At 65.2% G+C, this 21,332-nt stretch carries 18 protein-coding genes and 1 tRNA gene; 10 read left to right on the forward strand and 9 right to left on the reverse strand.

Going from position 1 to position 21,332, the window contains the following annotated elements; genetic code table 11:
• Positions 1 to 77 precede the first annotated feature (77 nt).
• A tRNA-Arg gene (locus BMZ48_RS04790) sits at positions 78 to 153 on the forward strand.
• Positions 154 to 309: 156 nt separating this feature from the next.
• Positions 310 to 4,995 (forward strand): beta strand repeat-containing protein, encoded by a 4,686-nt coding sequence (locus BMZ48_RS04795; protein ID WP_268762364.1) that lies wholly within the window; start codon positions 310 to 312, stop codon positions 4,993 to 4,995.
• A gap of 143 nt (positions 4,996 to 5,138) precedes the next feature.
• Here BMZ48_RS04795 and BMZ48_RS04800 read toward each other — a convergent pair whose 3' ends face one another.
• Positions 5,139 to 5,492: a hypothetical protein gene (locus tag BMZ48_RS04800; RefSeq protein ID WP_143383632.1), complete on the reverse strand. Its 354-nt coding sequence runs from the start codon at positions 5,490 to 5,492 to the stop codon at positions 5,139 to 5,141.
• A gap of 130 nt (positions 5,493 to 5,622) precedes the next feature.
• Between BMZ48_RS04800 and ald the strand changes: the two genes are divergently transcribed.
• Positions 5,623 to 6,738, forward strand: coding sequence for an alanine dehydrogenase (gene ald / locus BMZ48_RS04805; protein WP_091532965.1), 1,116 nt, complete (start codon positions 5,623 to 5,625; stop codon positions 6,736 to 6,738).
• Between the two features lie 38 nt (positions 6,739 to 6,776).
• Here ald and nth read toward each other — a convergent pair whose 3' ends face one another.
• The 8 genes from nth to metG all read right to left on the reverse strand — a co-directional run bounded on the left by nth (position 6,777) and on the right by metG (position 14,596).
• Positions 6,777 to 7,433 carry an endonuclease III gene (gene nth / locus BMZ48_RS04810; RefSeq protein WP_091532494.1) on the reverse strand — a complete coding sequence of 219 codons (657 nt, stop codon included), beginning with the start codon at positions 7,431 to 7,433 and terminating at the stop codon, positions 6,777 to 6,779.
• On the reverse strand, positions 7,430 to 8,125 hold the full coding sequence (locus BMZ48_RS04815) for an electron transport complex subunit E (RefSeq protein WP_091532496.1): 696 nt from the start codon (positions 8,123 to 8,125) through the stop codon (positions 7,430 to 7,432). Before BMZ48_RS04815 ends, nth begins: the two co-directional genes overlap by 4 nt.
• The gene (gene rsxG / locus BMZ48_RS04820) at positions 8,122 to 8,751 is read right to left on the reverse strand and encodes an electron transport complex subunit RsxG (protein WP_200769526.1); all 630 of its coding nucleotides are present in this window, start codon (positions 8,749 to 8,751) and stop codon (positions 8,122 to 8,124) included. Before rsxG ends, BMZ48_RS04815 begins: the two co-directional genes overlap by 4 nt.
• Complete coding sequence (locus BMZ48_RS04825) at positions 8,748 to 9,728, reverse strand: RnfABCDGE type electron transport complex subunit D (RefSeq protein WP_091532499.1); 981 nt, start codon at positions 9,726 to 9,728, stop codon at positions 8,748 to 8,750. The genes rsxG and BMZ48_RS04825 overlap by 4 nt, the downstream gene beginning before the upstream one ends.
• The gene (rsxC, locus tag BMZ48_RS04830) at positions 9,725 to 11,323 is read right to left on the reverse strand and encodes an electron transport complex subunit RsxC (RefSeq protein ID WP_091532969.1); all 1,599 of its coding nucleotides are present in this window, start codon (positions 11,321 to 11,323) and stop codon (positions 9,725 to 9,727) included. Before rsxC ends, BMZ48_RS04825 begins: the two co-directional genes overlap by 4 nt.
• Positions 11,320 to 11,865, reverse strand: coding sequence for an electron transport complex subunit RsxB (rsxB, locus tag BMZ48_RS04835; RefSeq protein ID WP_091532501.1), 546 nt, complete (start codon positions 11,863 to 11,865; stop codon positions 11,320 to 11,322). The genes rsxC and rsxB overlap by 4 nt, the downstream gene beginning before the upstream one ends.
• A gap of 3 nt (positions 11,866 to 11,868) precedes the next feature.
• Positions 11,869 to 12,444, reverse strand: coding sequence for an electron transport complex subunit RsxA (gene rsxA / locus BMZ48_RS04840; protein WP_091532503.1), 576 nt, complete (start codon positions 12,442 to 12,444; stop codon positions 11,869 to 11,871).
• Positions 12,445 to 12,535: 91 nt separating this feature from the next.
• Positions 12,536 to 14,596 (reverse strand): methionine--tRNA ligase, encoded by a 2,061-nt coding sequence (gene metG, locus BMZ48_RS04845; protein WP_091532505.1) that lies wholly within the window; start codon positions 14,594 to 14,596, stop codon positions 12,536 to 12,538.
• Positions 14,597 to 14,861: 265 nt separating this feature from the next.
• On the opposite strand from metG, the gene BMZ48_RS04850 reads away from it, so the two are divergent.
• The 7 genes from BMZ48_RS04850 (at position 14,862) to BMZ48_RS04880 (ending at position 21,310) form a co-directional block, all read left to right on the forward strand.
• Positions 14,862 to 15,869, forward strand: a complete 1,008-nt coding sequence (locus tag BMZ48_RS04850) for a trypsin-like peptidase domain-containing protein (RefSeq protein ID WP_091532507.1) — start codon at positions 14,862 to 14,864, stop codon at positions 15,867 to 15,869.
• A 261-nt stretch (positions 15,870 to 16,130) separates the two neighbouring features.
• The gene (locus BMZ48_RS04855; RefSeq protein ID WP_200769539.1) at positions 16,131 to 17,267 is read left to right on the forward strand and encodes a S8 family peptidase; all 1,137 of its coding nucleotides are present in this window, start codon (positions 16,131 to 16,133) and stop codon (positions 17,265 to 17,267) included.
• 99 nt (positions 17,268 to 17,366) lie between these two features.
• Positions 17,367 to 18,446 (forward strand): iron-sulfur cluster carrier protein ApbC, encoded by a 1,080-nt coding sequence (gene apbC, locus BMZ48_RS04860; protein ID WP_091532512.1) that lies wholly within the window; start codon positions 17,367 to 17,369, stop codon positions 18,444 to 18,446.
• 30 nt (positions 18,447 to 18,476) lie between these two features.
• Positions 18,477 to 19,043, forward strand: a complete 567-nt coding sequence (gene dcd / locus BMZ48_RS04865; RefSeq protein ID WP_091532514.1) for a dCTP deaminase — start codon at positions 18,477 to 18,479, stop codon at positions 19,041 to 19,043.
• A 15-nt stretch (positions 19,044 to 19,058) separates the two neighbouring features.
• Positions 19,059 to 19,793, forward strand: coding sequence for a pyridoxine 5'-phosphate synthase (pdxJ, locus tag BMZ48_RS04870; RefSeq protein WP_091532516.1), 735 nt, complete (start codon positions 19,059 to 19,061; stop codon positions 19,791 to 19,793).
• A 44-nt stretch (positions 19,794 to 19,837) separates the two neighbouring features.
• The gene (gene acpS / locus BMZ48_RS04875) at positions 19,838 to 20,239 is read left to right on the forward strand and encodes a holo-ACP synthase (protein ID WP_200769527.1); all 402 of its coding nucleotides are present in this window, start codon (positions 19,838 to 19,840) and stop codon (positions 20,237 to 20,239) included.
• 63 nt (positions 20,240 to 20,302) lie between these two features.
• Positions 20,303 to 21,310, forward strand: a complete 1,008-nt coding sequence (locus BMZ48_RS04880; RefSeq protein WP_091532519.1) for an NAD-dependent epimerase — start codon at positions 20,303 to 20,305, stop codon at positions 21,308 to 21,310.
• The last annotated feature ends 22 nt before the right edge of the window (positions 21,311 to 21,332 follow it).

Raw genomic sequence — 21,332 nt, forward strand, 5'->3', positions numbered from 1 at the left:
GCGAACGCCCGCACAGGGATGTGCGGGCAGGATCCCGGCGCCAGGGATGGCTCGGGTGGTAGCGGTTGTCGAGATACGCCCTTGTAGCTCAGTGGATAGAGCATCCGCCTCCTAAGCGGAGGGTCGCAGGTTCGATTCCTGCCAAGGGCGCCAGCGCCAGTGGATAACTTCTCAATCCGCATTCACAAGCTGCCCGATTTTCTTGTTTTCCGGGGCATTTCGGGTTTAGGATCGGTAGCGTCATTCATCGAGTGCCGCGGGGGCTGCGGCAGGTGACGGGGACTTATTGTCAAGACGAATAACTGGGCTGTGGCTGTTGCGGCCTTGTTCGCATTGCTGCTAAGCGCTTGTGGGGGCGGTGCGACCTTGGGGAGCGGCCAGACCACTGGCGGTACGCTGGGCGGGACTACGGGCGGCGGCACCACAGGCGGATCGACAGGCGGATCGACCGGTGGCCCACCCGCATTGGTCGAGTTGACGCCAGCACAGACTGCAATCTTGGCCGACGGCAGTTCTACGGTGTTGTTGACGGCGACTTTGGTGGATGACCAGGGCAATCCGATTGCTGGTGAGCGGCTGGATTTCAGCGCGACGGCGGGGACGTTGCGCGACGTAGGCAACACGGCGAATGCGACGTTTGCGATGACTGACACGCAGGGCCGTGCGCGGTTGCGGTTGCGTTCGACGACGCTGGTGACGCAGTCGACGGTGACGGTACGGCACGCGACGGGTCTGAGTGCGAACACCACGGTTCGGTTCACGTCTGGTCCGGTTGCCAATCTGGTGGATTTCGTTGTATCGCCTGACGTTCTGGCGCCTGGCGGGGTGGCCAGTGTTGGATTGCGTGCGCTGGATGCCCAGGGCAATCCGGTGTCAGACGAGCTGATTCAGTTCGATGTGCCGAGCAATGCCAGTGGCGGGCGGTTTGAGCACACGCTGGTAGCCACGGACGCGAACGGTTTTGCGCAGGTGCGCTACTTTGCTGGCGCGTCGCCGGGGACGGACACCTTGCGTGCGCGAGCGGGCAGTGGCACGGGTACGCTGGTGGTGACGCGATCGGTGGCGATCAATGTCGGCGTGGCCCAGGTGGGTTCGCTGACCCTGCAGACGGGGGCGTCGCGGATTGTGGCGGATGGGCTGTCAACGGTTGCGCTGCGTGCGACGGTGCGGGATCTCAACGGTAATCCGGTGGTGAATCAGGCGGTTGGGTTTACTGCGAGCGCGGGCACGTTGTCTGCGAGCTCGGCGACGACCAACGCGTCGGGCGTGGCGGAGGTGCGGTTGACCTCGAGCACGGTGGCGCAGTCGGTGGTGGTGCGCGCATTTACTGGCGGTTTTGAGCAGACGGCGGATCTGGAGTTTGCGGCGGGTACGCCATCGGCGCTGACGCTGGCGCTGGCGCCGTCGAGTATCACGCCGAACGGCAGCAGCACGGTACGTGCGACAGTGCAAGATGCCAATGGCAACCGGATATCTGGCGTGACGGTGCGGTTCAGCAACGCGAACGCCACGCTGGGCGGTTTGTCGCAGCAGACGGCGCAGACCGATGGCGCGGGTGAGGCGAGCGTGGTGTATACGGCGCTTTCGCAGACGGGCACGGACACGGTATCGGCGAGTCTGCCGCAGTTTGGTGCGGTATCTCCGGTGAGCGGTAACGTGGTGATCGATGCCAGTGCGGCGGTGATCACCGGTTTGACACTCAGCGCGGGCAGTGCGCAGGTTGCGCCGGGCGGTACGGTCGTGATTCGTGCGACGGTGACGACCAGCTCCGGGCAGATTGCGGGCAAAACGGTGGCGTTTTCGACATCGGCATTGGGTGCGAGCCTGAGCGCGTCCACGGCGACCACGAATGGCCGTGGTGAGGCGGAAGTAACGCTGACGGCGCCGACGGATCCTGGGGTGGTCACGGTTCGTGCTGCGATCGGTGGATTCAATGCGACCGTGGACGTGCAGGTGGGTGCGGGGGTTCCGTCGCTGCTGGATTTGTTTGTGGCCGATGCCCCGACGATGCCGTACAACACGGCGACGACGGTGCGTGCGACGGTACTCGACGCCAACCGCAATCCAGTACCTGGTGTGTTGGTGCTGTTTGATGTTCCGGTGAATGGATCGCGTGGCACCTTGGCGAGTGCGCAGGTGACGACGGACGCGAACGGACGTGCGACGACCTCGTACACGACTGGTCCTGCGACGGGCTCGGCAACGACGGACCGGCTGCAGGTGCGCGTGGCCAACACCAGTCTGGTGAGCAGTATCAATCTGAGCGTTGTGCCGCAGTTGGGCAGCCTGACCCTCTCCGCTGCACAACCCACACTGGTGGCCGACGGCAGCGCCCAGACCGTGGTGCGCGCCGTGGTGCGCGATACGAGCGGGGCACCAGTGCGCAATGCCGATGTGCGCTTGCGCTCGAGCGCCGGTACGCTGACGCCGAGCGCCGGAACGCCGGTGCCGACGAATGCGCAGGGCGAAGCCAGCTTCACCCTCACGGCGGGTAGTATCGCAGGCGAGGCGGTGCTCCAGGCTGACGTCACCGGGGGATTGTCGGCGACGACGGTGGTGCAGTTCGTTCCGGGGGCACCTGCGACACTCGACGTCCAGGCTTTGCCGGGTGTGGTGAATGTGGGGGGACAGGCCACTGTCCGGTCACGCCTGCGTGACGCCAACGGCAATCCCGTTCCTGGCGTGCAGGTGCAGTTCTTGCTGCCCAGCGCCAGCAGTTCGAGTCTCTCGCCGGCGGTTGTGGAAACCGATGCCAACGGTGAAGCTGCGGCGACGTATACGCACCGCGGTTCCGCGGGCACGGAATCGATTACGGTGCGCAGCGCTAGTCTGTCGCAGAACGTTGCATTGACGGCGAATGCGCAGGCCCAGCGCGTTGCCAGTTTGATACTGGATCTGGGGAGCAGTTCGGTTCCGGCAGGCGGTGATGACGTTACCGTGCGCGCCACGGTCCTCGACACGGCGGGGGCGCCGGTCGCTGGCTTGACGGTCGGGTTCACGGCCACCCGCGGCACCTTGAGTGCGGCCAGCGCACTGACCGATTCTGACGGCGTCGCGGAGGTACGGCTGACGCCGCCGACCGACATCGGCTCCGTCACGCTCGCTGCCGTTGCATCAGGATTCAGAGCCGAGGCGACATTGTCCGTCGTACCCGGTCCTGCCGATGCGGCGCAGTCGATCATCGCAGCCGATCCGGCGGCGATTCTCGCGGATGGCAATTCCACGTCCCAGATCACTGTGGTTCTCAATGATGCCTTTGGCAACCCGTTGGCCGATGGAACGCCAGTGCAGTTGACCACGACGCGTGGACAACTGCTGAACACCGTCTCCACGCTCGCCAGCGGACGTGCAACGTTCACGCTGCGCTCTACGCCTGGAACCGGTACGGCTACGGTGCGCGTGGTCGGTGTACCTGGGCTTTCCGTGCCGGTTGCATTCGAGTCGGCCAGCGCGGGCGATCCTGCCTCGATCCGGTTCTCGGTGGTGCAGACGCGCATCAGCGTCGCGGGTGTCGGGCAAACGGATCAGACGCAGATCACGGTCACGGTGCTCGATTCCTCCGGCAATCCGATCGACGAGTCGCGCTATGGCAATAGCGCGCTGAACAATCTGCGCGCGCAGTTAGTGAGCCGGCCCGATGGTGGCGAGTCGCTGACCGGCACGGATGCGAGCTCGACAGTCGTCAGCAATGACGCGAGCGGGATCGTCGATGTGCGCACCCGCAACGGCACGGCGATCCTGACCTTGCGCGCGGGGACGCTGCCTGGGGTCGTACAGGTTCGCTTCTCGGTGCTCGAATTCACCGGCACCGATTTCAATGTGCCGGCAGACGTCGCTGCGGTCGCCGCGCTGCCACAGGTATCGATCGCCGGAGGGCCACCACACACGATCAGCTTTACGCAGCCGATTACCGATGCGATCGAAGACCTGAACAACGGTAACTACCGGCTCAAGGGGAAGGTCGACGTGACCGACCGGTACGGCAACAGCGTGCCGGATGGCACGGTGGTCAACCTGTCACTGATCGATTCGGTGATCGTGCATGACATCACCGGCGCAACGACCGCGAATGGCTCTACGCTCGCCCGTTCTGGCAATAGTCTGATCCGCCGGCGCTGCACCAGTGAACCCACGCCTGGTGGCGAGGCCAGTGGCTGTGGTGCGCGAGGTGCGCTGACGGGGGCGAGCGATTTCACTTCGCCGATCACCCGCAATGATGTGCCGCGCTTCATCCAGGCCGGTGACATCGTGGCGATTCGCAATGCACAGTCGGCCGACAAGCGGCGCTTCGTCTCCAGTGTCGGCGGAGCCACCCAGTTGACCGTCCAGACTCCCTACCTGAACACGCTGAACAACGGCGAGTTCTGGGTGGGGGCCTCGGCCATGGGGGCGCAGATTGCGGGTCTCGCATCGAATGGGGATCTGACACCGGGAACCGGAGTGACCAAGGACGGCATTGCGGAATTCCGCGTGACCTATCCGGCCAACCCAAGGACCATCCTGAGCGGTTGCTATGGGTATCCCTATCCCGATCGTTCTTATGACGATCGTGATCGACGCGACAGTGTGCCGCAGTCACGCCAGGTCATCGTGGTCGCCAATTCGGGACCGGTCGCCACGGGCATTAACGCCGGTGACTATTGCTTCAAGGCCATAGCCGGTAGCTCGCTGACCCCATTGCCGAGTGAGATCGCCCTTGGGCTGGGCGGCTCGGCTGTAGTAGGCCTGGAACTGAGGGATGGTGGCGATAGGATCCCGTTGCCGTACGTTGGGTTGAGCTGTTTTGTGTCGGCGTTGGGTGACGATGCCCTGGATCCCGGTACGTTCGGCGTGACGGTGGCCGTCAACACGAACTCGGACGGTTTCCAAGAAACGGACGTCGATGGGAGGGGATCGGTCACGATCACCAGCAGCGGAACCGGTGCCAAAGGAACCGCGACCATCACCTGCCTGGGCGCAGATACCACTGCAACGATCACGGTGCAGGGTATCTGACGGACCTCGGTGCGGCCTGCCACGCCGTTCGTGCGCGGCAGGCCGGCTGCGGGCCGCTTGGCCAACCGCTGTCCAGCCTCCGGGGGTGTGCGAGCGTGAAGCGGCCGAGCTATACGACCTCACCGTCGCGATGAGCCCCGGGATCAGTTCTTGGGAATGGCCCAGCGATTGCCCACGATCTGTCCCACACCCAGCACCAGCGCGATCAGCCCGACGCCGAAGCGCAGCTGCACTTTTTCCCGCTCCTTGCGGATCTCGGTTTCGACCTCGGCGCGGATGGTTTTGCGCAGTAGTTCGAGGCGTTCGGCGTCCGGTTGCAGATGCGGCCCGCGCCGTTGCAGGTCGAGTTGCAGGTTGAGTTCCACCGAGGCTTCGATGTCGGCTTCGCTGTATTCGGGCAGGGTGTACCACTCGACGCCGTAGTAGCCGACCAGGCCGAGGCCGACGGCGAGCAGCAGGGCGGGCAGCGAGGTGAGACGCGGGCGGTGGGGTTGCATGGCACTCGGTGACGGCAGCATGGCCCGCGATTCTACGGGACATGATCCGGTGCTGGGTGAATTCCAGCGCGCGGCAATGACCGCGGCAGTGGAATAATCCGCTGCCAGAGTCGTGCGAAGGAGGATGGCCATGCGCATCGGCACACCCAAGGAGATCAAGGTTCACGAGTATCGCGTGGGGCTCACGCCGGCCGGAGTGCGCGAGCTGGTTGCGCATGGCCACGAGGTGCTGATCGAAACCGGAGCCGGCTTGGGGATTGGTCTCACCGATGCCGAATACGCTGCCGCCGGGGCGCGTATCGTGCCCGATGCCGAGGAGGTGTTCGCCACGGCCGATATGATCGTCAAGGTCAAGGAGCCGCAGCCGGTGGAATGCCGGATGCTGCGCGAGGATCAGGTGTTGTTCACTTATCTGCACCTGGCGCCGGATCCGGAGCAGGCGCGCGGCTTGATGGACGCGGGTTGCATCGCCATCGCCTATGAGACGGTCACCGATGGTCGTGGCGGTCTGCCGCTGTTGGCGCCGATGAGCGAGGTCGCCGGGCGGATGTCGATCCAGGCCGGGGCGCACGCGATGGAGAAGGCGGCCGGTGGCAATGGTGTTCTGCTCGGCGGGGTGCCGGGCGTACCGGCCGCAGAAGTGGTCATCATCGGCGGTGGCGTGGTGGGATACAACGCGGCGCGCATCGCGATCGGTATGGGTGCGCGGGTGACGATCCTCGATCGCTCGTTGCCGCGGCTGAACTGGCTGGACAGCGTCTTCGAGAACCGTGCGACGACGCTGTATTCGACCCGCGACGCCGTCGAGAGCGCGGTGATGAAGGCGGATCTGATCATCGGCGCCGTGCTCGTGCCTGGCGCAGCGGCGCCCAAGCTGGTGACACGCGAGATGCTCAAATCGATCCGCAACGGTGTGGTGATGGTCGATGTGGCCATCGATCAGGGCGGATGCTTCGAAACCTCGCGTCCGACCACCCACCAGGATCCGACGTATGTCGTCGAGGGTGTCGTGCATTACTGTGTGGCCAACATGCCCGGCGGTGTGGCGCGGACGTCCACATTCGCGCTGACCAATGCCACGCTGCCGCACGTGATTGCACTCGCCGACAAGGGCTGGCGTCAGGCGTTGATCGACGATCCGCATCTGCGCGACGGGCTCAACGTGCATCGCGGGCGCATCACGCACAGGGCGGTGGCCGAGGCGCTGGGGCAGCCCTACACGCCGGCGCTGGAGGCGCTCACCTAGCAGTGGTGCGGATCCGCTGAGCGCGCAACGTTCGCGTCTCACCGGGCGTGTGTTTTATCCGGATCCAGCCGTTTGTGCGGGTATTCGCACAGATCGACGATCGGGCAGCGCATGCACGCCGGATTGCGCGCCTTGCATATGTAACGCCCGTGCAGGATCAGCCAGTGATGGGCGTCCTTGACGAATTCCTTCGGCGTCACTTTCAGCAAGCGCTCTTCGACCGCGCGTACGGTTTTGCCCGGCGCAAGACCGGTGCGGTTGGCGACGCGGAAGATGTGCGTGTCGACCGCGATCGTCGGTTCACCGAAGGCCGTGTTGAGCACGACATTGGCGGTCTTGCGGCCGACACCGGGTAGCGCTTCCAGGGCTTCACGCGCGCGTGGCACCTCGCCGCCGTGGCGCTCGATCAAGGCCTGGCACAGTCCAATGATGTGCCGGGCCTTGGTTGGGTACAGGCCGATGGTTTTGATGTATTCGCGCAGTCCGGCTTCGCCGAGGGCAAGGATCGCCTGCGGTGTGTTGGCGACCGGAAAGAGTCTGGCGGTGGCTTTGTTGACGCCGACGTCGGTGGCCTGAGCCGACAGCACGACGGCGACGAGCAGCTCAAATGGCGTCGAGTAGCGTAGTTCCGTCGTCGGCTTGGGGTTGGCCTGGCGCAGCCGCGCATACAGCTCGGCGCGCTGGCGCGCGTTCATCGCGCCGGGGCGGCGGCCGCAGTGGCGGCCGTCGCCGGACGCGCCGAGTAGCGCGCATCGATCCAGTTCTTGCCCGCGATGAGCAGGCCCAGACCGATGAATGCCCCCGGCGGCAGCGCCGCAAGCAGCAGACCCTGATACGCCGGGATCAGCGTCAGATGCATGCCCTTGAAGCGCTCGCCGAGCAGCAGGTGCAGGCCGTCGCCCAGCGTGCCCTGTGCGAGCAGTTCGCGCAGACCGCCGAGCAGCACCAGCGCGAGGGTAAAGCCCAGGCCCATCATCAGTCCGTCGAAGGCCGCGCGCGGGACGCTGTTCTTCGAGGCATAAGCCTCGGCACGGCCGATGATGATGCAGTTGGTCGTGATGATCGGCAGAAAAATGCCGAGGATCATGTAAAGCGCGTTGAAATAGGCATTCATCAGAAGTTCGACGACGGTCACCAGCGAGGCGATCACGATCACGTAAACCGGGATGCGGATCTCCGCCGTCACGACCGGGCGGATCAGCGCGACGAGGGTATTCGACATCGTCAGCACCAGCAGTGTGGCCAGACCCAGCGCGAGGCCATTGACCAGGGTGTTGCTGGTGGCCAGCAGCGGGCAGAGTCCGAGTAGCTGGACGAGACCAGGGTTGTGGGTCCAGATCCCGTCGCGGGCGATTTTGGCGTAGGGGTGGATGGCGTTCCTGTTCATGGCATCGCGTCTGCCGTGGCGAAGATGTCTGCACGGTGGTGCTCGAAATATTCCAGCGCCTGCCGCACCGCCTTGATCACGGCACGGGGTGTGATCGTAGCGCCGGTGAACTGGTCGAAAACGCCGCCGTCCTTGCGCACGGCCCATCGCGGCGGCGGAGGGTCGGTGAGCGAGCGGCCCGTGAACGCGCGGATCCAGTCGCTGCGGTCGATCTCGATTTTATCGCCGAGGCCGGGGGTTTCCTGGTGCGCAGTGACGCGCACGCCGGTGAGTCGGCCGTCCGCACCGATGCCGACGAGCAGCTCGATGGGGCCGCCGTAGCCATCCGGGGCCGTCACGGTGAGCACGGCGGCAACCGGTGTGCCGCCCCGGCGCGCGCGGTAGATCGTGACCGGCGCATCGGCGCGCAGCTCGGCGATCGGCCGCCGGATGATGTCGCTGGCGACGTCGTTGTCATAGGCCCCGGCTGGGAGTACCGCCTCTAGCTGACGGAGCAGACGCTGCTGTTCCGCAGCACGGATGCGGTCCGCGGTCAGCGCGTAGGTGGAAGCCAGCAGCGTCGCGGCGATGGCCGCGAACGCAGCCAGCACCAGGCCCGATCGGGTCATCTGCGTCAGCGTGCTCATGGCTCGCTGCGGTTGCTGCGGTGACCGTAGACGCGCGGCGGCGTGTAACGGTCGATCATCGGTGCGCACAGGTTGAGCAGCAAGACGGCGAAGGCGACGCCGTCCGGATAACCGCCCCAGGTGCGGATCACATAGACGAGGATGCCGATCGCACAGCCGTAGATCAGCCGGCCGCGCGGGGTCGTCGCTGCAGAAACCGGATCGGTGGCGATGAAGAAGGCGCCGAGCATCGTCGCCCCGGCAAAGCAGTGGAACAGAGGGGACGCATAACGATCGGGATCGGTGGCCCACAATGGCAGGGCGATCGAGCTCAGCCCGGCGAGCATGCCGACCGGAATCTGCCAGCGGATCGTGCCGCGCCAGAGCAGATACAGTCCGCCGCCGAGCCAGGCGAGCGCAATCCACTCCCAGCCGTGGCCGGCAATCAGACCGATGGGTGCATCGTCGCGGATCTCGGACAGGGTGCGCGCCAGTCCGAGCTGGGTGCGCACGTGGTCGAGCGCCGTGGCACCGCTGAGCGCATCCGGCGCCGGCGCCCACAGCGGCTGCAGCACCGGCCAGGTGGTCATCTGCACCGGGAACGAGATCAGCAGCACGACATAGCCCACCATCGCCGGATTGAACGGGTTGTACCCGAGGCCGCCATAGACATGCTTGCCGAGCAGAATCGCGAACAGACTGCCGACCACGGCGATCCATGCAGGTGCGATCGGTGGCAGGCTCAGGGCCAGCAGCACCCCGGTGACGATCGCGCTGCCATCGAGCAGGAAAGGCTTGAGCGGTTTGCGGCGCAGATGCAAGGCCAGCGCCTCGGCGAGCATGCAGGTCAGCACCGCGAGCAGGATGTTGCGCAGCACGCCCCAGCCGAACAGCGCCGTGTACAGCAGCACGCCGGGGGTCAGTGCGATCAGCACCTCGCGCATCACCGCGCCGAAGCTCGTGGTCACGGGCAGAAACGGTGGACTCTCGTGTTTCATGCCGGATCACCGCCGCTGGCGTCACGTGCGGTCTTTCTCGCCCTGGCTGCGGCGATTGCCCGTGCGACCGGATCATCATCCAATGATGCGCTTGCGGGATTTGCCGTCTCCGGTGCCATGCCAGGGGCGATGTTGGAGCGGGTGGCAAGCTGCGCTTTCTTGCGCGCGCGGGCTTCTTCCCGCTCGCGCCGTTCGCGTTCGAGCCGTGCCTGACGCGCCTCGTGGCGCGCGCGTGCGGTATCGGCCTTGCGCCGGGCTGCCTCGGCGGCCCACAACTCGGTCTTGGCGTGACGGAAATACTGCACCAGGGGAATGTGGCTGGGGCAGACCTGAGCGCAGCAGCCGCATTCGATGCAGTCGAACACGTGCAGCGCGCGCGCGCGTTCGTATTCCCGGCCACGCGCGTGCCAGTACAGTTGCTGTGGCAAGAGGTTGGCCGGGCAGACTTCCTGGCAGGCGCCGCAGCGGATGCAGGGCATGGCGGTATCGTCGTGCGGGCGCAGTTCCTCCGGTGCGGCGGCGAGGATGCAATTGGTGCTCTTGATGACCGGCAGCGTATCGGACGGCAGGGCCAGCCCCATCATCGGCCCGCCCATCAGCAGGCGTCCCGGCGGCTGGACATACCCACCGGCGAGGTCGATCAGAAATCGCATTGGCGTACCCAGCCGCGCCTCGATGTTCTGCGGCTGCGCGACGGCACCGCCGGTGACGGTGACCACCCGCGCGATCAGCGGCTCGGCGTAGCGCAGTGCGCGCCAGACCGCGCGTGCGGTACCGGGATTGTGGACGACCAGGCCGAGATCGAGCGGCAAACCTTCACTGGGGACTTCAAGCCCGGTGAGGGTCTGGATCAATTGTTTCTCGCCGCCCTGGGGATAGCGCGTCGGCACCACGGCGATGTGAATGCGCGCATCCTGCCGCGCGGCATCGCGTAGCGCCGCGATCGCGGCCGGCTTGTTGTCTTCGACGCCGATGATGCAGCGGGCAGCGCCGAGTGCGTGCAGCATCACCTGGATGCCACCGACGATCTCGTCCGCGGCCTCGCTCATCAACTGCTGGTCGCAGGTGATATAGGGTTCGCACTCGGCGCCATTGATGATCAGGGTTTCGATCGGTTTGCCGGGCGAGAGCTTGATGAAACTCGGAAAGCCGGCCCCTCCCAGGCCGGCGATGCCGGCGCGGCGCACGATCTCGCGCACGGTTTGCGGAGCGAGCGCGCGGAAATCTTCGACCGGCGTCCATTCCGGCTGCGGCAGTGGCTCGTCGCGCCCGTCCGTATCGATGACGATGCAGGGGGCGGCAAGATTGGAGACGTGCGGGATCGGTCGCGGCTCGATTGCGGTGACCACGCCCGAGCTGCTCGCATGGACCGGGACCGACACATAGCCGTCGGGCCGGGCGATGGTCTGCCCGCGCAAGACCCGCGCACCGATTTCGACCACGGGAATGGCTGGATCGCCGGCATGCTGCGACAGGGGCAGGATGAGTTGCGGCGGTACCGGTGCCACGCGGATCGGCTGCCGTGTGGAAAGCTTCTTGCGGCCATCCAGCGCCAGGCCGCCGCGAAAGCCGGAGCGCTTGCGCAGGATGCTCATGCGGCATCGGCCTCCGGCGCCGGCCATTTCCAGGTTTTGGGGGTTTGCGCGACCGGCTGCATCGAAATGCAATCGACCGGGCAGGGTGGAATGCACAGCGCGCAGCCGGTGCACTCCGCGGCGATGACCGTATGCATCTGCTGCGGCGCGCCGAGAATGGCATCCACCGGACAGGCCTGGATGCATTTGGTGCAACCGATGCACAGACTTTCGTCGATCACGGCGACGGTGGGGATGGTCTTGGCGACACCATTGTCCGGATTGAGCGGCTTGGGTTCCCGTCCGAGCAGCTCGGCGAGCTTGAGGACGCCCTCCTCGCCACCTGGCGGGCACTGGTTGATGTCGGCCTCGTTGGCCGCGATCGCGGCGGCATACGGCCGGCAGCCGGGATAGCCGCACTGGCCGCACTGTGTTTGCGGCAGGATTCTGTCAATTTTCTCTACCAGCGGGTTGCCTTCGACCTTGAACCGGATCGCGGCGTAGCCGAGCCCCAGCCCGAAGACGGCCGCCAGAGCGGTGAGCGCGAGAACTGCGGCGAGCATCGGTCAGTCCAGACCTGCGAAGCCCATGAATGCCAGGCTCATGATGCCGGCGGTGATCAGCGCGATCGGCGCGCCCTTGAATGGGGCGGGGACATCGGCCACGGCGAGCCGCTCGCGGATCGCGGCGAACAAAAGCAGCACCAGCGAGAATCCGAGTCCCGCGCCGAGCCCGGTCAGCAGCGATGCCATGAAATTCTGCGCCTCGCGCACGTTGAGCAGCGCAACGCCCAGCACGATGCAGTTGGTCGTGATCAGCGGCAGATAGATGCCCAGCACCTGGTAGAGCAGCGGACTGGTCTTGTGCACGACCATCTCCACCGTCTGCACGGCGGCGGCGATCACGAGGATGAATGCGATTGTGCGCAGATATGCAAGACCGAGCGGTGCGAGGATGTAGGTATGGGTGAGATACGTGGCCGCCGCGGTCAGGGTCAGCACAAAGGTTGTCGCCAGCGCAAGGCCGAAGGATGTACCCAGCTTCTTCGAGGTACCCATGAACGGACACAGCCCGAGGAACTGGACCAGCACGAAGTTGTGGACCAGGACCGCGCCGACGAGGATGAGCAGATACTCGGTCACGGGAAACGTGCGTTGACAACCGCGCGATGATGCGGCCCTGCCGGCCGGCGGGCAACTGCCAGCGCGTACCGGATCGCCAGAATTCCGGATGCTATTTGACCTTCATCCCGGGGTGTGCGCCCTCGTCCGGATACAGCAGGAAGGGTCCGCCGCTCTCGCCGCTCGCGGCCAGCACCATGCCTTCCGACAGGCCGAACTTCATCTTGCGTGGCGCGAGGTTGGCGACCATCACCGTCAGCCGGCCGACCAGTTGTTCCGGCGCATAGGCCGACTTGATGCCGGCGAAGACCTGGCGCATGCCGAGGGCACCGACGTCGAGCTGCAGGCGCAGCAGCTTATCCGCGCCTTGGACGGTCTCGGCTGCGACGATGCGGGCGATGCGCAGGTCGAGCTTGTTGAAATCCTCGATCGTGATCGTCGGCGTGTTTGTCGCCGTCGCGGCATCGGCGGCAGCTACCGTGGTCTGGGTCGTAGTCGTTTGCCGTCCGCTCGTGCCGGGCGCCGGCTCTTTTTCCTCGGCAAGCATGGCGTCCACCGCCGTTTTCTCCACCCGGGTCGCAAGAGGCTGGTACGCGCGGATGCCGTGATCGAGCAGCGGCATTTCAGCGTCGCGCCAGGCCAGTGGTGGTACGTCGAGAAACGCTTCGGCCCGGGCGGCAAGGCTGGGCAGGATCGGCTTGAGATAAACCGTCAACTGCCGGAACAGGTTGATGAAGGTCGTGCAGACGCGGTGCAGTGCCTCGCCATTGGCCGGATCCTTGGCCATGAGCCAAGGCGCGAGTTTTTGGATCTCCGCATTGGCGGTGTCGGCCATCAGCATGATCTCGCGGACCACTGCGGCGTATTCGCCATCCTCATAGAGCTTTGCGAGGTGCTCTGATTGGGCGGCGAACGCTTCGAACAGCTGTGGATCGTGCAGGGTGCGGGCCAGGCGTCCGCCGTAGCGCTTCTCGATGAAGCCGGCGCAACGGCTGGCGATGTTCACGTATTTACCGACGATGTCGCTGTTGATGCGGTTGCCGAAGTCTTCGAGATTGAGGTCAAGATCATCGACGCCGGCGCCGAGCTTGGCCGCGAAGTAGTAGCGCAGGTACTCCGGATTCAAATGGTTGAGGTAGGTGCGCGCGCGCACGAAGGTGCCGCGCGACTTGGACATCTTGGCGCCGTTGATCGTCAGATAACCGTTGACGTGCAGTTTGGTCGGCATGCGATGGCCGGATCCGTGCAGCATCGCCGGCCAGAACAGGCCATGGAAGTTGACGATGTCCTTGCCGATGAAATGATGCAGCTCGGTCGTCGCGTCGGCGCTCCAGTACGCGTCGAACTCTTCTTGCGCATTCGCGCCACGCTTTGCGCAGAGTGCGCAAAACGAAGCCATGTAACCGATCGGTGCATCGAGCCAGACGTAGAAGAACTTGCCCGGCGCATCCGGAATCGGGAAGCCAAAGTAAGGTGCGTCGCGCGAGATGTCCCAGTCGCGCAAACCGGCGTCGAACCATTCGCGTAGCTTGGCCTTGACCGAAGGATGCGCGACGTCGCCGGCCAGCCACTGCCCGAGCACGTCCTTGAACTGGGCGACGGCGAAGAAATAGTGCTCGGAATCGCGCAACACCGGCGTGGCGCCCGATACGACCGAGCGCGGGTTTTTCAGATCCGTGGGGGCATAGGCGGCGCCGCAGTGCTCGCAGTTGTCGCCGTACTGATCGGCCGTGCCGCACCGGGGGCATTCGCCCTTGATGTAACGGTCCGGCAGGAACATCTGCTTGACCGGATCGTAGAGCTGCTGGATGGTGCGCCGCGTGATCGCGCCGCGCGCGAGCAGGCGCTTGTAGATCAGCTCCGCGAGCGCGCGGTTCTCGTCGGAGTGCGTGGAATGGTAGTGATCGAAGGCGACACCGAAATCGGCGAAATCGCGCGCGTGCTCGATGCGGATGCCTTCGATGAAGGCTTCCGGGTTCACGCCGGCCTTTTCTGCGGCAAGCATGATCGGCGTGCCGTGCGCGTCGTCCGCGCAGACGTAATGCACCGTGTGCCCGCGCATGCGCTGGAAGCGCACCCAGACGTCTGCCTGTACGTATCCCACCATATGGCCGAGGTGCAGCGGGCCATTGGCGTACGGCAAGGCGTTGGTGACCAGGATTCTGCGCGTCATCGGTTTGGGGTCGGCTGGCGTCGGGCCGCGGATTATCGCATGGCTCTTGCGGCCATCTTGCACGCAGCGCCGCAGGACCCCACGCCCCGGCTTGCGCGTCGTGTATCGGACCGCTCGCCAGTCGGTTCGCGCCGCTCGGTCTGAACCCGCTCATCGGCGGGCACGCTCGGCCGCTAAAGTCACCGCGGCATGAGTCGGGCCGGCCAGGCCTGCCGGCCGATGCCGGTGTACTGCTTGTCACGGTCCTGTTTCATCGGGAGTTGTCGTGAGCCTGTTCGATGACCGTGGGCGTCTGCGCGCCTGCATGAGTGCTCTGTTGCTTGCGTGTGCGGCAGGCGGGGCTGCCGCCGAATGCAGTACGGTCAATTACCGCTGCGAGGCCTCGGTTTCGGCAGCAGTGGAACACGCGGGCGCGGCGACGGTCATGTTGCGTTTCGCTGGTGCCAGCCAGTGCACGGGAACGCTCGTGAACAATGGACGCAACGATGGCCGCCCTTTCATCCTCACTGCGCGTCATTGCGCGGGAGCGGTTCCGGACGAGCAACTCGACAGGCTCGCAGCAGCGGTGCAAATCGTTTATCGGCGCGAGCTGTCTTGCGACAGCGCCAATCACGATGCCGGACTGGTGCGATACGGTGCAATACACCGGGCTTCCTTTGAGGATATCTGGTTGATCGAAGCGATCGATCCGGTTCCGGACGAGGCAATGGCCTGGTTCGCGGGACTCGACGCCAGTGGCTCGGTCCATGGCACACGTTTTGGTATCCATCACGGCAATGGCGGATACAAGCAGTTTGTCGTGCAGCAGGTCGAGTCCGGCAACCTCGTCTATATCGTGCTCGATACGTTGGGCATCGTGGCTCACACCTGGTACACGCGCCTCGTCAGGGGTTCGACTCCGTACGGTGCTTCGGGCAGCGGATTGTTCGACGATGCTGCACGGGTCTGCGCTGTGTTATCGCGCGGTGTGATTTGTAGCGGCGATGTCCAAGGCAACGACTATCAGCAGCTGGCGGTTGCCTGGGAAGGTGGCGGTACGTCTCAAAACAGTCTGAAATTCTGGCTGGATCCCGATGCGCGCGGATTCAGGCAGCTCGATGCGCGTTCGACACAGGGAGCATCTGATGCGCAGAATGCAGCCGCGCCTGCCGGTTCGAACGATGCATCCGATGGTGCCGGCGGTGGGTCGCTGACGCCGCAGACGGTGCTGATCCTGCTGTTCTGCGTTCTCGCGCTGCGCCATCGCGCCACCGTACGGGAGTGTGCTGGATGAAAACCCCCAGACGGCTATCGGAATCCGCCGACTCCCGATGAACGGCGCGGATGTTCACCGCTGCACCAGGCGCTGTCCCGATCGGCGGTAGTTGCCGTTTGCCGGTTCGTTACCTATCGTCGCGGCGTTGCACCAGGCGCCCGTATGGATGCGGGCGTACATCGGGGTAAATGCAACGATCCAAAGTCAGGGAGACGGAGAGAGATGGCGTTCATCAGGCAAGTGTGGGCCGTACTGGCCTTGGGCTGGGCGTGGGTTGTGATGCCGGCGCAGGCATCACAGCCGATCAAGGACCAGTACATTGTCGTGCTCGACGATTCGGTTCGTTCCGTGGGGCAGGCGGCTGCAGATCTGCTCGCGCAGGTCGGAGGTGGCACGCTGCTCCATCGCTATGACTATGCGCTGCGCGGTTTCAGCGTGCGGATGAGTGCGGCACAGGCCGCGGCGCTGGCCAGGCTGCCGCTGGTGCGGTGGGTGGAACAGGATCAACAGGTGCATGTCAGCGCAACGCAGGCCGGTGCGACCTGGGGGCTTGATCGGATCGACCAGCGCAACCTGCCGCTGAACAGTACCTATGTCTATCCGGACAGTGCCGGCGCGGGTGTGCACGTGTACATCATCGATACCGGCATCAATGCCGGCCATACCGAATTCAGTGGCCGGATCGGCGCGGGTCGCAATTTTGCGCCGAATGCGGGGGGCAGCCTGCTATGCCAGCTCGTCGGGCTGGGATGTCCGGCGCCGGACCCCGTCAACACCGCCGACTGCAATGGTCACGGCACGCATGTCGCTGGTACTGCGGTGGGTACGACCTATGGCGTAGCCAAGCGCGCGACGGTGCACGCGGTCCGCGTGCTCGGTTGCAACGGCAGCGGCAGCAATTCCGCTGTGATCGCCGGTGTCGACTGGGTTGCCGCCAATGCCGTGCTGCCGGCGGTGGCGAACATGTCACTCGGAGGCGGTGATTCCGCGGCGCTCGATCAGGCCGTGCAGAACGCGATCGCCTCGGGCGTGACGTTCGTGGTGGCGGCCGGCAACGACAACGCCAACGCCTGCAGCGGTTCGCCGAACAAGGTGCCGGAGGCGATCACGGTGGGCGCAACCACCCGCACCGATGCCCGCGCATCGTATTCGAATTACGGTAGTTGCCTGGATTTGTTTGCGCCCGGTTCGGACATCACCTCGGCCTGGTACACCAGCAACACGGCGACGAATACGATCAGCGGTACGTCGATGGCGGCGCCACATGTCGCCGGCGCGGCTGCGCTGGTGCTCGGCGCCAATCCTGCGGCGACGCCCGCACAGGTGCGGGATACGATCGTCGGCACTACGACGCTGGGTGTCGTGACCAGCCCGGGCAGCGGTTCTCCCAACGCATTGCTCTACGTCGGTCCCTGAACCCGTGATCGGCGGCAGGCAGCGGCGGGCCTCGGCCCGCCGTTCGTTTTGCGCCATCGGCAAGGCCGGCTAGACTTGCGCACCCTTGGAAGCCGTGCCATGTCCGCTACCCGTGATGCCTTGCTTGCCGCGCTCGATGCCTATGTCGATCCGCTGATCGGCCGGGGGCTGTTGGCCTGCGGCGCGGTCAAGCGTGCAGAAGTCACCGGCGGCCGCGCGCAAATCGAGCTCGAACTGGGTTTTCCTGCTGCCGGTTACCGCCACGCGCTCGCCGGCTCAGTGGCGCAGGCAGTGCGCGCGGCGACTGGTCTTGACGCCGACGTGGCCATCGGCTGGCGCATCGAATCGCACGCGGTGCAGAAGAACCTCAAGCCGCTGGCGCAGATCCGCAACATCATCGCCGTGGCCAGCGGCAAGGGCGGCGTCGGCAAATCCACCGTCGCGGTCAATCTGGCATTGGCGCTGCACGCCGAGGGCGCGCGCGTAGGCATTCTCGATGCCGATATCTACGGACCGAGCCAGCCGCGCATGCTCGGCAGCCGCGACAAGCCGACCTCGCCGGATGGCAAGCACATGAATCCGATCGTCGCGCACGGGCTGCAGGCGATGAGCATCGGCTTTCTCGTCGATGAGGAGCAGCCGATGATCTGGCGCGGTCCGATGGTGACCCAGGCGCTGGGGCAGCTGCTCGCCGAAACGCTGTGGCGCGATCTCGATTACCTGATCGTCGATCTGCCGCCGGGTACCGGCGACATACAGCTATCGCTGGCACAGCGCATCCCGGTCAGCGGTGCGCTGATCGTCACGACGCCGCAGGACATCGCACTGCTCGATGCGCGCAAGGGGCTGCAGATGTTCCGCAAGGTCGAGGTGCCGGTACTGGGCATCATCGAGAACATGGCCTGGCACGTGTGTACGCACTGCGGTCACCGCGAGCCGATCTTCGGTGAGGGGGGCGGTGCGCAGCTGGCGCAGCAGTATGGTGTGGAGCTGCTCGGGCAGTTGCCACTGGACATGCGGATCCGCGAGCAGGCCGATGGCGGATGTCCGACCGTCGTTGCCGCGCCGGAGTCGGATCTGGCGCAGCGGTACCGGGACATCGCGCGCCGCGCGGCGGCGCGCCTGGCCTATGGGGTGCAGGCACCGGACTTTCCGGCCATCGAGATCAGCGACGATTGACCGGGCGCACTAAAAAACGGAAAAGAGCCGATGAGTATCAAGTCCGACAGGTGGATCCGCCGGATGGCGGCACAGGGCATGATCGAGCCGTTCGAGCCGGGGCAGGTACGCCTAGCGCCCGACGGGCACAAGATCGTCTCGTACGGCACGTCCAGCTATGGTTACGACGTTCGCTGCGCCAACGAATTCAAGATCTTCACGAATATCAATTCGACGATCGTCGATCCCAAGAACTTCGACGAGAAATCGTTCGTCGACGTGACCGCCGATGTCTGCATCATCCCGCCCAATTCGTTCGCGCTCGCACGCACCGTCGAATACTTCCGCATCCCGCGCAACGTGCTTGTCGTGTGTCTCGGCAAAAGCACTTATGCGCGCTGCGGCATCATCGTCAACGTCACACCGCTGGAGCCGGAGTGGGAGGGTCATGTCACTCTCGAGTTCTCCAACACCACGCCGCTGCCGGCAAAGATCTATGCCAATGAGGGCGTCGCCCAGATGCTGTTCTATGAGTCCGACGAGATTTGCGAGACCTCCTACCGCGACCGTGGCGGCAAGTATCAAGGACAGCGCGGCGTCACCCTGCCCAAGACGTGACAGCGGGATGCGGCGATGAGTGCTCCGATCCGGCTGGGTGTCAACGTCGATCACGTCGCCACCGTGCGCCAGGCGCGCGGGACCGCGTATCCCGATCCGGTCGAGGCGGGTCTGATCGCCGCCGCTGCCGGGGCGGATAGCATCACGATCCATCTGCGCGAGGACCGCCGTCACATCCAGGAGCACGACGTGCGCCGGCTCAAGGCACGTTGTCCGGTGCCGATCAATCTGGAGATGGCGGTCACCGAGGAAATGATCGCCTTTGCCTGCCGTGTGAAGCCGCATTTCGTCTGTCTGGTGCCCGAGCGACGCCAGGAGCTGACCACTGAAGGCGGCCTCGACGTCGCCGGCCAGATCGAGGCCGTGACCGCCGCGTGCCGCCGGCTGGCGCGCGCAAAAGTCCAGGTCGCGCTGTTCATCGATCCGGAGCCGGCGCAACTTAAAGCCGCGCGCGCAACCGGCGCGCCGCATCTGGAGATCCATACCGGGCGTTATGCCGAGGCCACCGGCCGGCGCCGGGCGGCCGAGCGGGCGCGCATCGAGCGCTTCGCCGTGCAGGCGGCATCGGCCGGGTTCGAGGTTCACGCCGGTCATGGGCTGAACCTGGACAACGTCGGGCCGATCGCGCGCATTGCACCGATCGTCGAACTCAACATTGGCCACAGCATCATCGCGCGCGCTCTCTTCGTCGGCCTGCCGGCAGCGGTCGCCGAAATGCGCCGCGCGATGATTGACGCGCGTGGATGGTGAGGAAAGCGCGCACAACCCCGGCCGGGACGTCGGATGCATGCCGCATGGCAGCGGTGCTGCATGGCGTCGGTATCGACATCCTGCGGGTCGAACGCATGCAAAAACTGCTCGACCGCCATGGCCGCCGCCTGCTCGACAAATTGCTGTGCGTCGCCGAGCGGCGCGAGCTGCGCACACGCCGCGATCCCGCACGGGCGCTGGCGATGTGTTTCGCAGCCAAGGAAGCTTTCGTCAAGGCCTTGGGCACGGGCTTTGCCGGTGTCGGCTACAAAGATGCCGGTGTCGTGCGCGAACCCGGCGGTCGGCCGCGGCTCGTCTTCAGCCGACGCATGCAGGCACGCCTGCGGCGCGAGGGCATCGCCGCCGCCCACGTGTCCTTAAGCGATGACGGCGGTGTGGTCTGCGCCTGCGTGGTGCTCGAAAAGCAGATGGTGCGCGCCATCTGATGCCGGCATGACAGACCGGCTGCTGAGCTGCCGGCGGAAGAGCGTGACCCTACAATGCGTGGTATGAACGTCCTGCTCACCGGCGCCGCCGGTTTCATCGGGCTGCACACCGCACAGGCACTGCTCGCGCGCGGTGATGTCGTGTTCGGCTGCGACAATCTCAACGATTACTATGATCCCGCGCTCAAAGAGGCACGTCTGGCGCTGCTGCGCGAGCAGGCGGGGTTCCGCTTCGTACGTCTCGATCTTGTCGATGCGTCGGCGCTCGAAACCGTATTCCGCGATTTTGTCCCCGATGCCGTCATCCATCTCGCGGCCCAGGCCGGTGTGCGCTATTCGCTGACTCATCCGCGCGCCTATATCGACAGCAATCTCGTCGGGTTTGCAAACCTGCTCGAATGCTGCCGACACCATCCCGTCCGTCATCTGGTGTTCGCCTCGTCGAGCTCGGTATATGGCGCCAACACCAAGGTGCCATTTGCCGTAACCGACCCCACCGACCACCCCGTCAGTCTTTACGCCGCGACCAAGAAGGCCAATGAAGCGATGGCGCATGCGTACAGCGACCTCTACCGCATTCCGACGACGGGCCTGCGCTTCTTCACCGTTTACGGGCCGTGGGGGCGGCCGGATATGGCTTATTACGCGTTCACGAAGGCGATTCTCGAGGGCCGGCCGATCGATGTCTTTAATGGCGGCGACATGGAGCGCGACTTCACGTATATCGATGACATCGTCGATGGCATCGTGCGCGTGCTCGACCGTCCTCCGCAGCCCGATGCGACCTGGTCCGGCGATCCGCCAGTGCTGGGGCGCAGCCGGGCCCCATACCGGCTCTACAACATCGGCAACCACGCGCCGGTGAAACTGCTGCGTTTCATTGAACTGCTCGAACAACTCACCGGTCGCCGCGCCGACAAACGGTTCAAACCGATGGCCGCGGGCGATGTGCACCGCACCTACGCCGACGTCGACGACCTGATGCGAGACGTCGGGTTTTGCCCGCACACACCCATCGAAACCGGGCTTTCGCGCTTCGTCGAATGGTACCGGCAGTACCATCGGATCTGATCCATTCTTTCGTCTGACACTC

The organism is Fontimonas thermophila (assembly GCF_900113085.1).
Lineage (GTDB): Bacteria > Pseudomonadota > Gammaproteobacteria > Nevskiales > Nevskiaceae > Solimonas > Solimonas thermophila.

What these genes read in the sequence shown, in the direction of transcription:
- rsxB (WP_091532501.1), bottom strand. Translation starts at nt 11,865, where the DNA reads ATGCTCGCCGCAGTTCTCGCGCTCACCGCTCTGGCGGCCGTCTTCGGG.
- dcd (WP_091532514.1), top strand. Translation starts at nt 18,477, where the DNA reads ATGAGTATCAAGTCCGACAGGTGGATCCGCCGGATGGCGGCACAGGGC.
- BMZ48_RS04825 (WP_091532499.1), bottom strand. Translation starts at nt 9,728, where the DNA reads ATGAAACACGAGAGTCCACCGTTTCTGCCCGTGACCACGAGCTTCGGC.
- metG (WP_091532505.1), bottom strand. Translation starts at nt 14,596, where the DNA reads ATGACGCGCAGAATCCTGGTCACCAACGCCTTGCCGTACGCCAATGGC.
- nth (WP_091532494.1), bottom strand. Translation starts at nt 7,433, where the DNA reads ATGAACGCGCGCCAGCGCGCCGAGCTGTATGCGCGGCTGCGCCAGGCC.
- pdxJ (WP_091532516.1), top strand. Translation starts at nt 19,059, where the DNA reads ATGAGTGCTCCGATCCGGCTGGGTGTCAACGTCGATCACGTCGCCACC.
- acpS (WP_200769527.1), top strand. Translation starts at nt 19,838, where the DNA reads ATGGCAGCGGTGCTGCATGGCGTCGGTATCGACATCCTGCGGGTCGAA.
- BMZ48_RS04815 (WP_091532496.1), bottom strand. Translation starts at nt 8,125, where the DNA reads ATGAACAGGAACGCCATCCACCCCTACGCCAAAATCGCCCGCGACGGG.
- apbC (WP_091532512.1), top strand. Translation starts at nt 17,367, where the DNA reads ATGTCCGCTACCCGTGATGCCTTGCTTGCCGCGCTCGATGCCTATGTC.
- ald (WP_091532965.1), top strand. Translation starts at nt 5,623, where the DNA reads ATGCGCATCGGCACACCCAAGGAGATCAAGGTTCACGAGTATCGCGTG.
- rsxG (WP_200769526.1), bottom strand. Translation starts at nt 8,751, where the DNA reads ATGAGCACGCTGACGCAGATGACCCGATCGGGCCTGGTGCTGGCTGCG.
- BMZ48_RS04855 (WP_200769539.1), top strand. Translation starts at nt 16,131, where the DNA reads ATGCCGGCGCAGGCATCACAGCCGATCAAGGACCAGTACATTGTCGTG.
- rsxC (WP_091532969.1), bottom strand. Translation starts at nt 11,323, where the DNA reads ATGAGCATCCTGCGCAAGCGCTCCGGCTTTCGCGGCGGCCTGGCGCTG.
- BMZ48_RS04800 (WP_143383632.1), bottom strand. Translation starts at nt 5,492, where the DNA reads ATGCAACCCCACCGCCCGCGTCTCACCTCGCTGCCCGCCCTGCTGCTC.
- BMZ48_RS04880 (WP_091532519.1), top strand. Translation starts at nt 20,303, where the DNA reads ATGAACGTCCTGCTCACCGGCGCCGCCGGTTTCATCGGGCTGCACACC.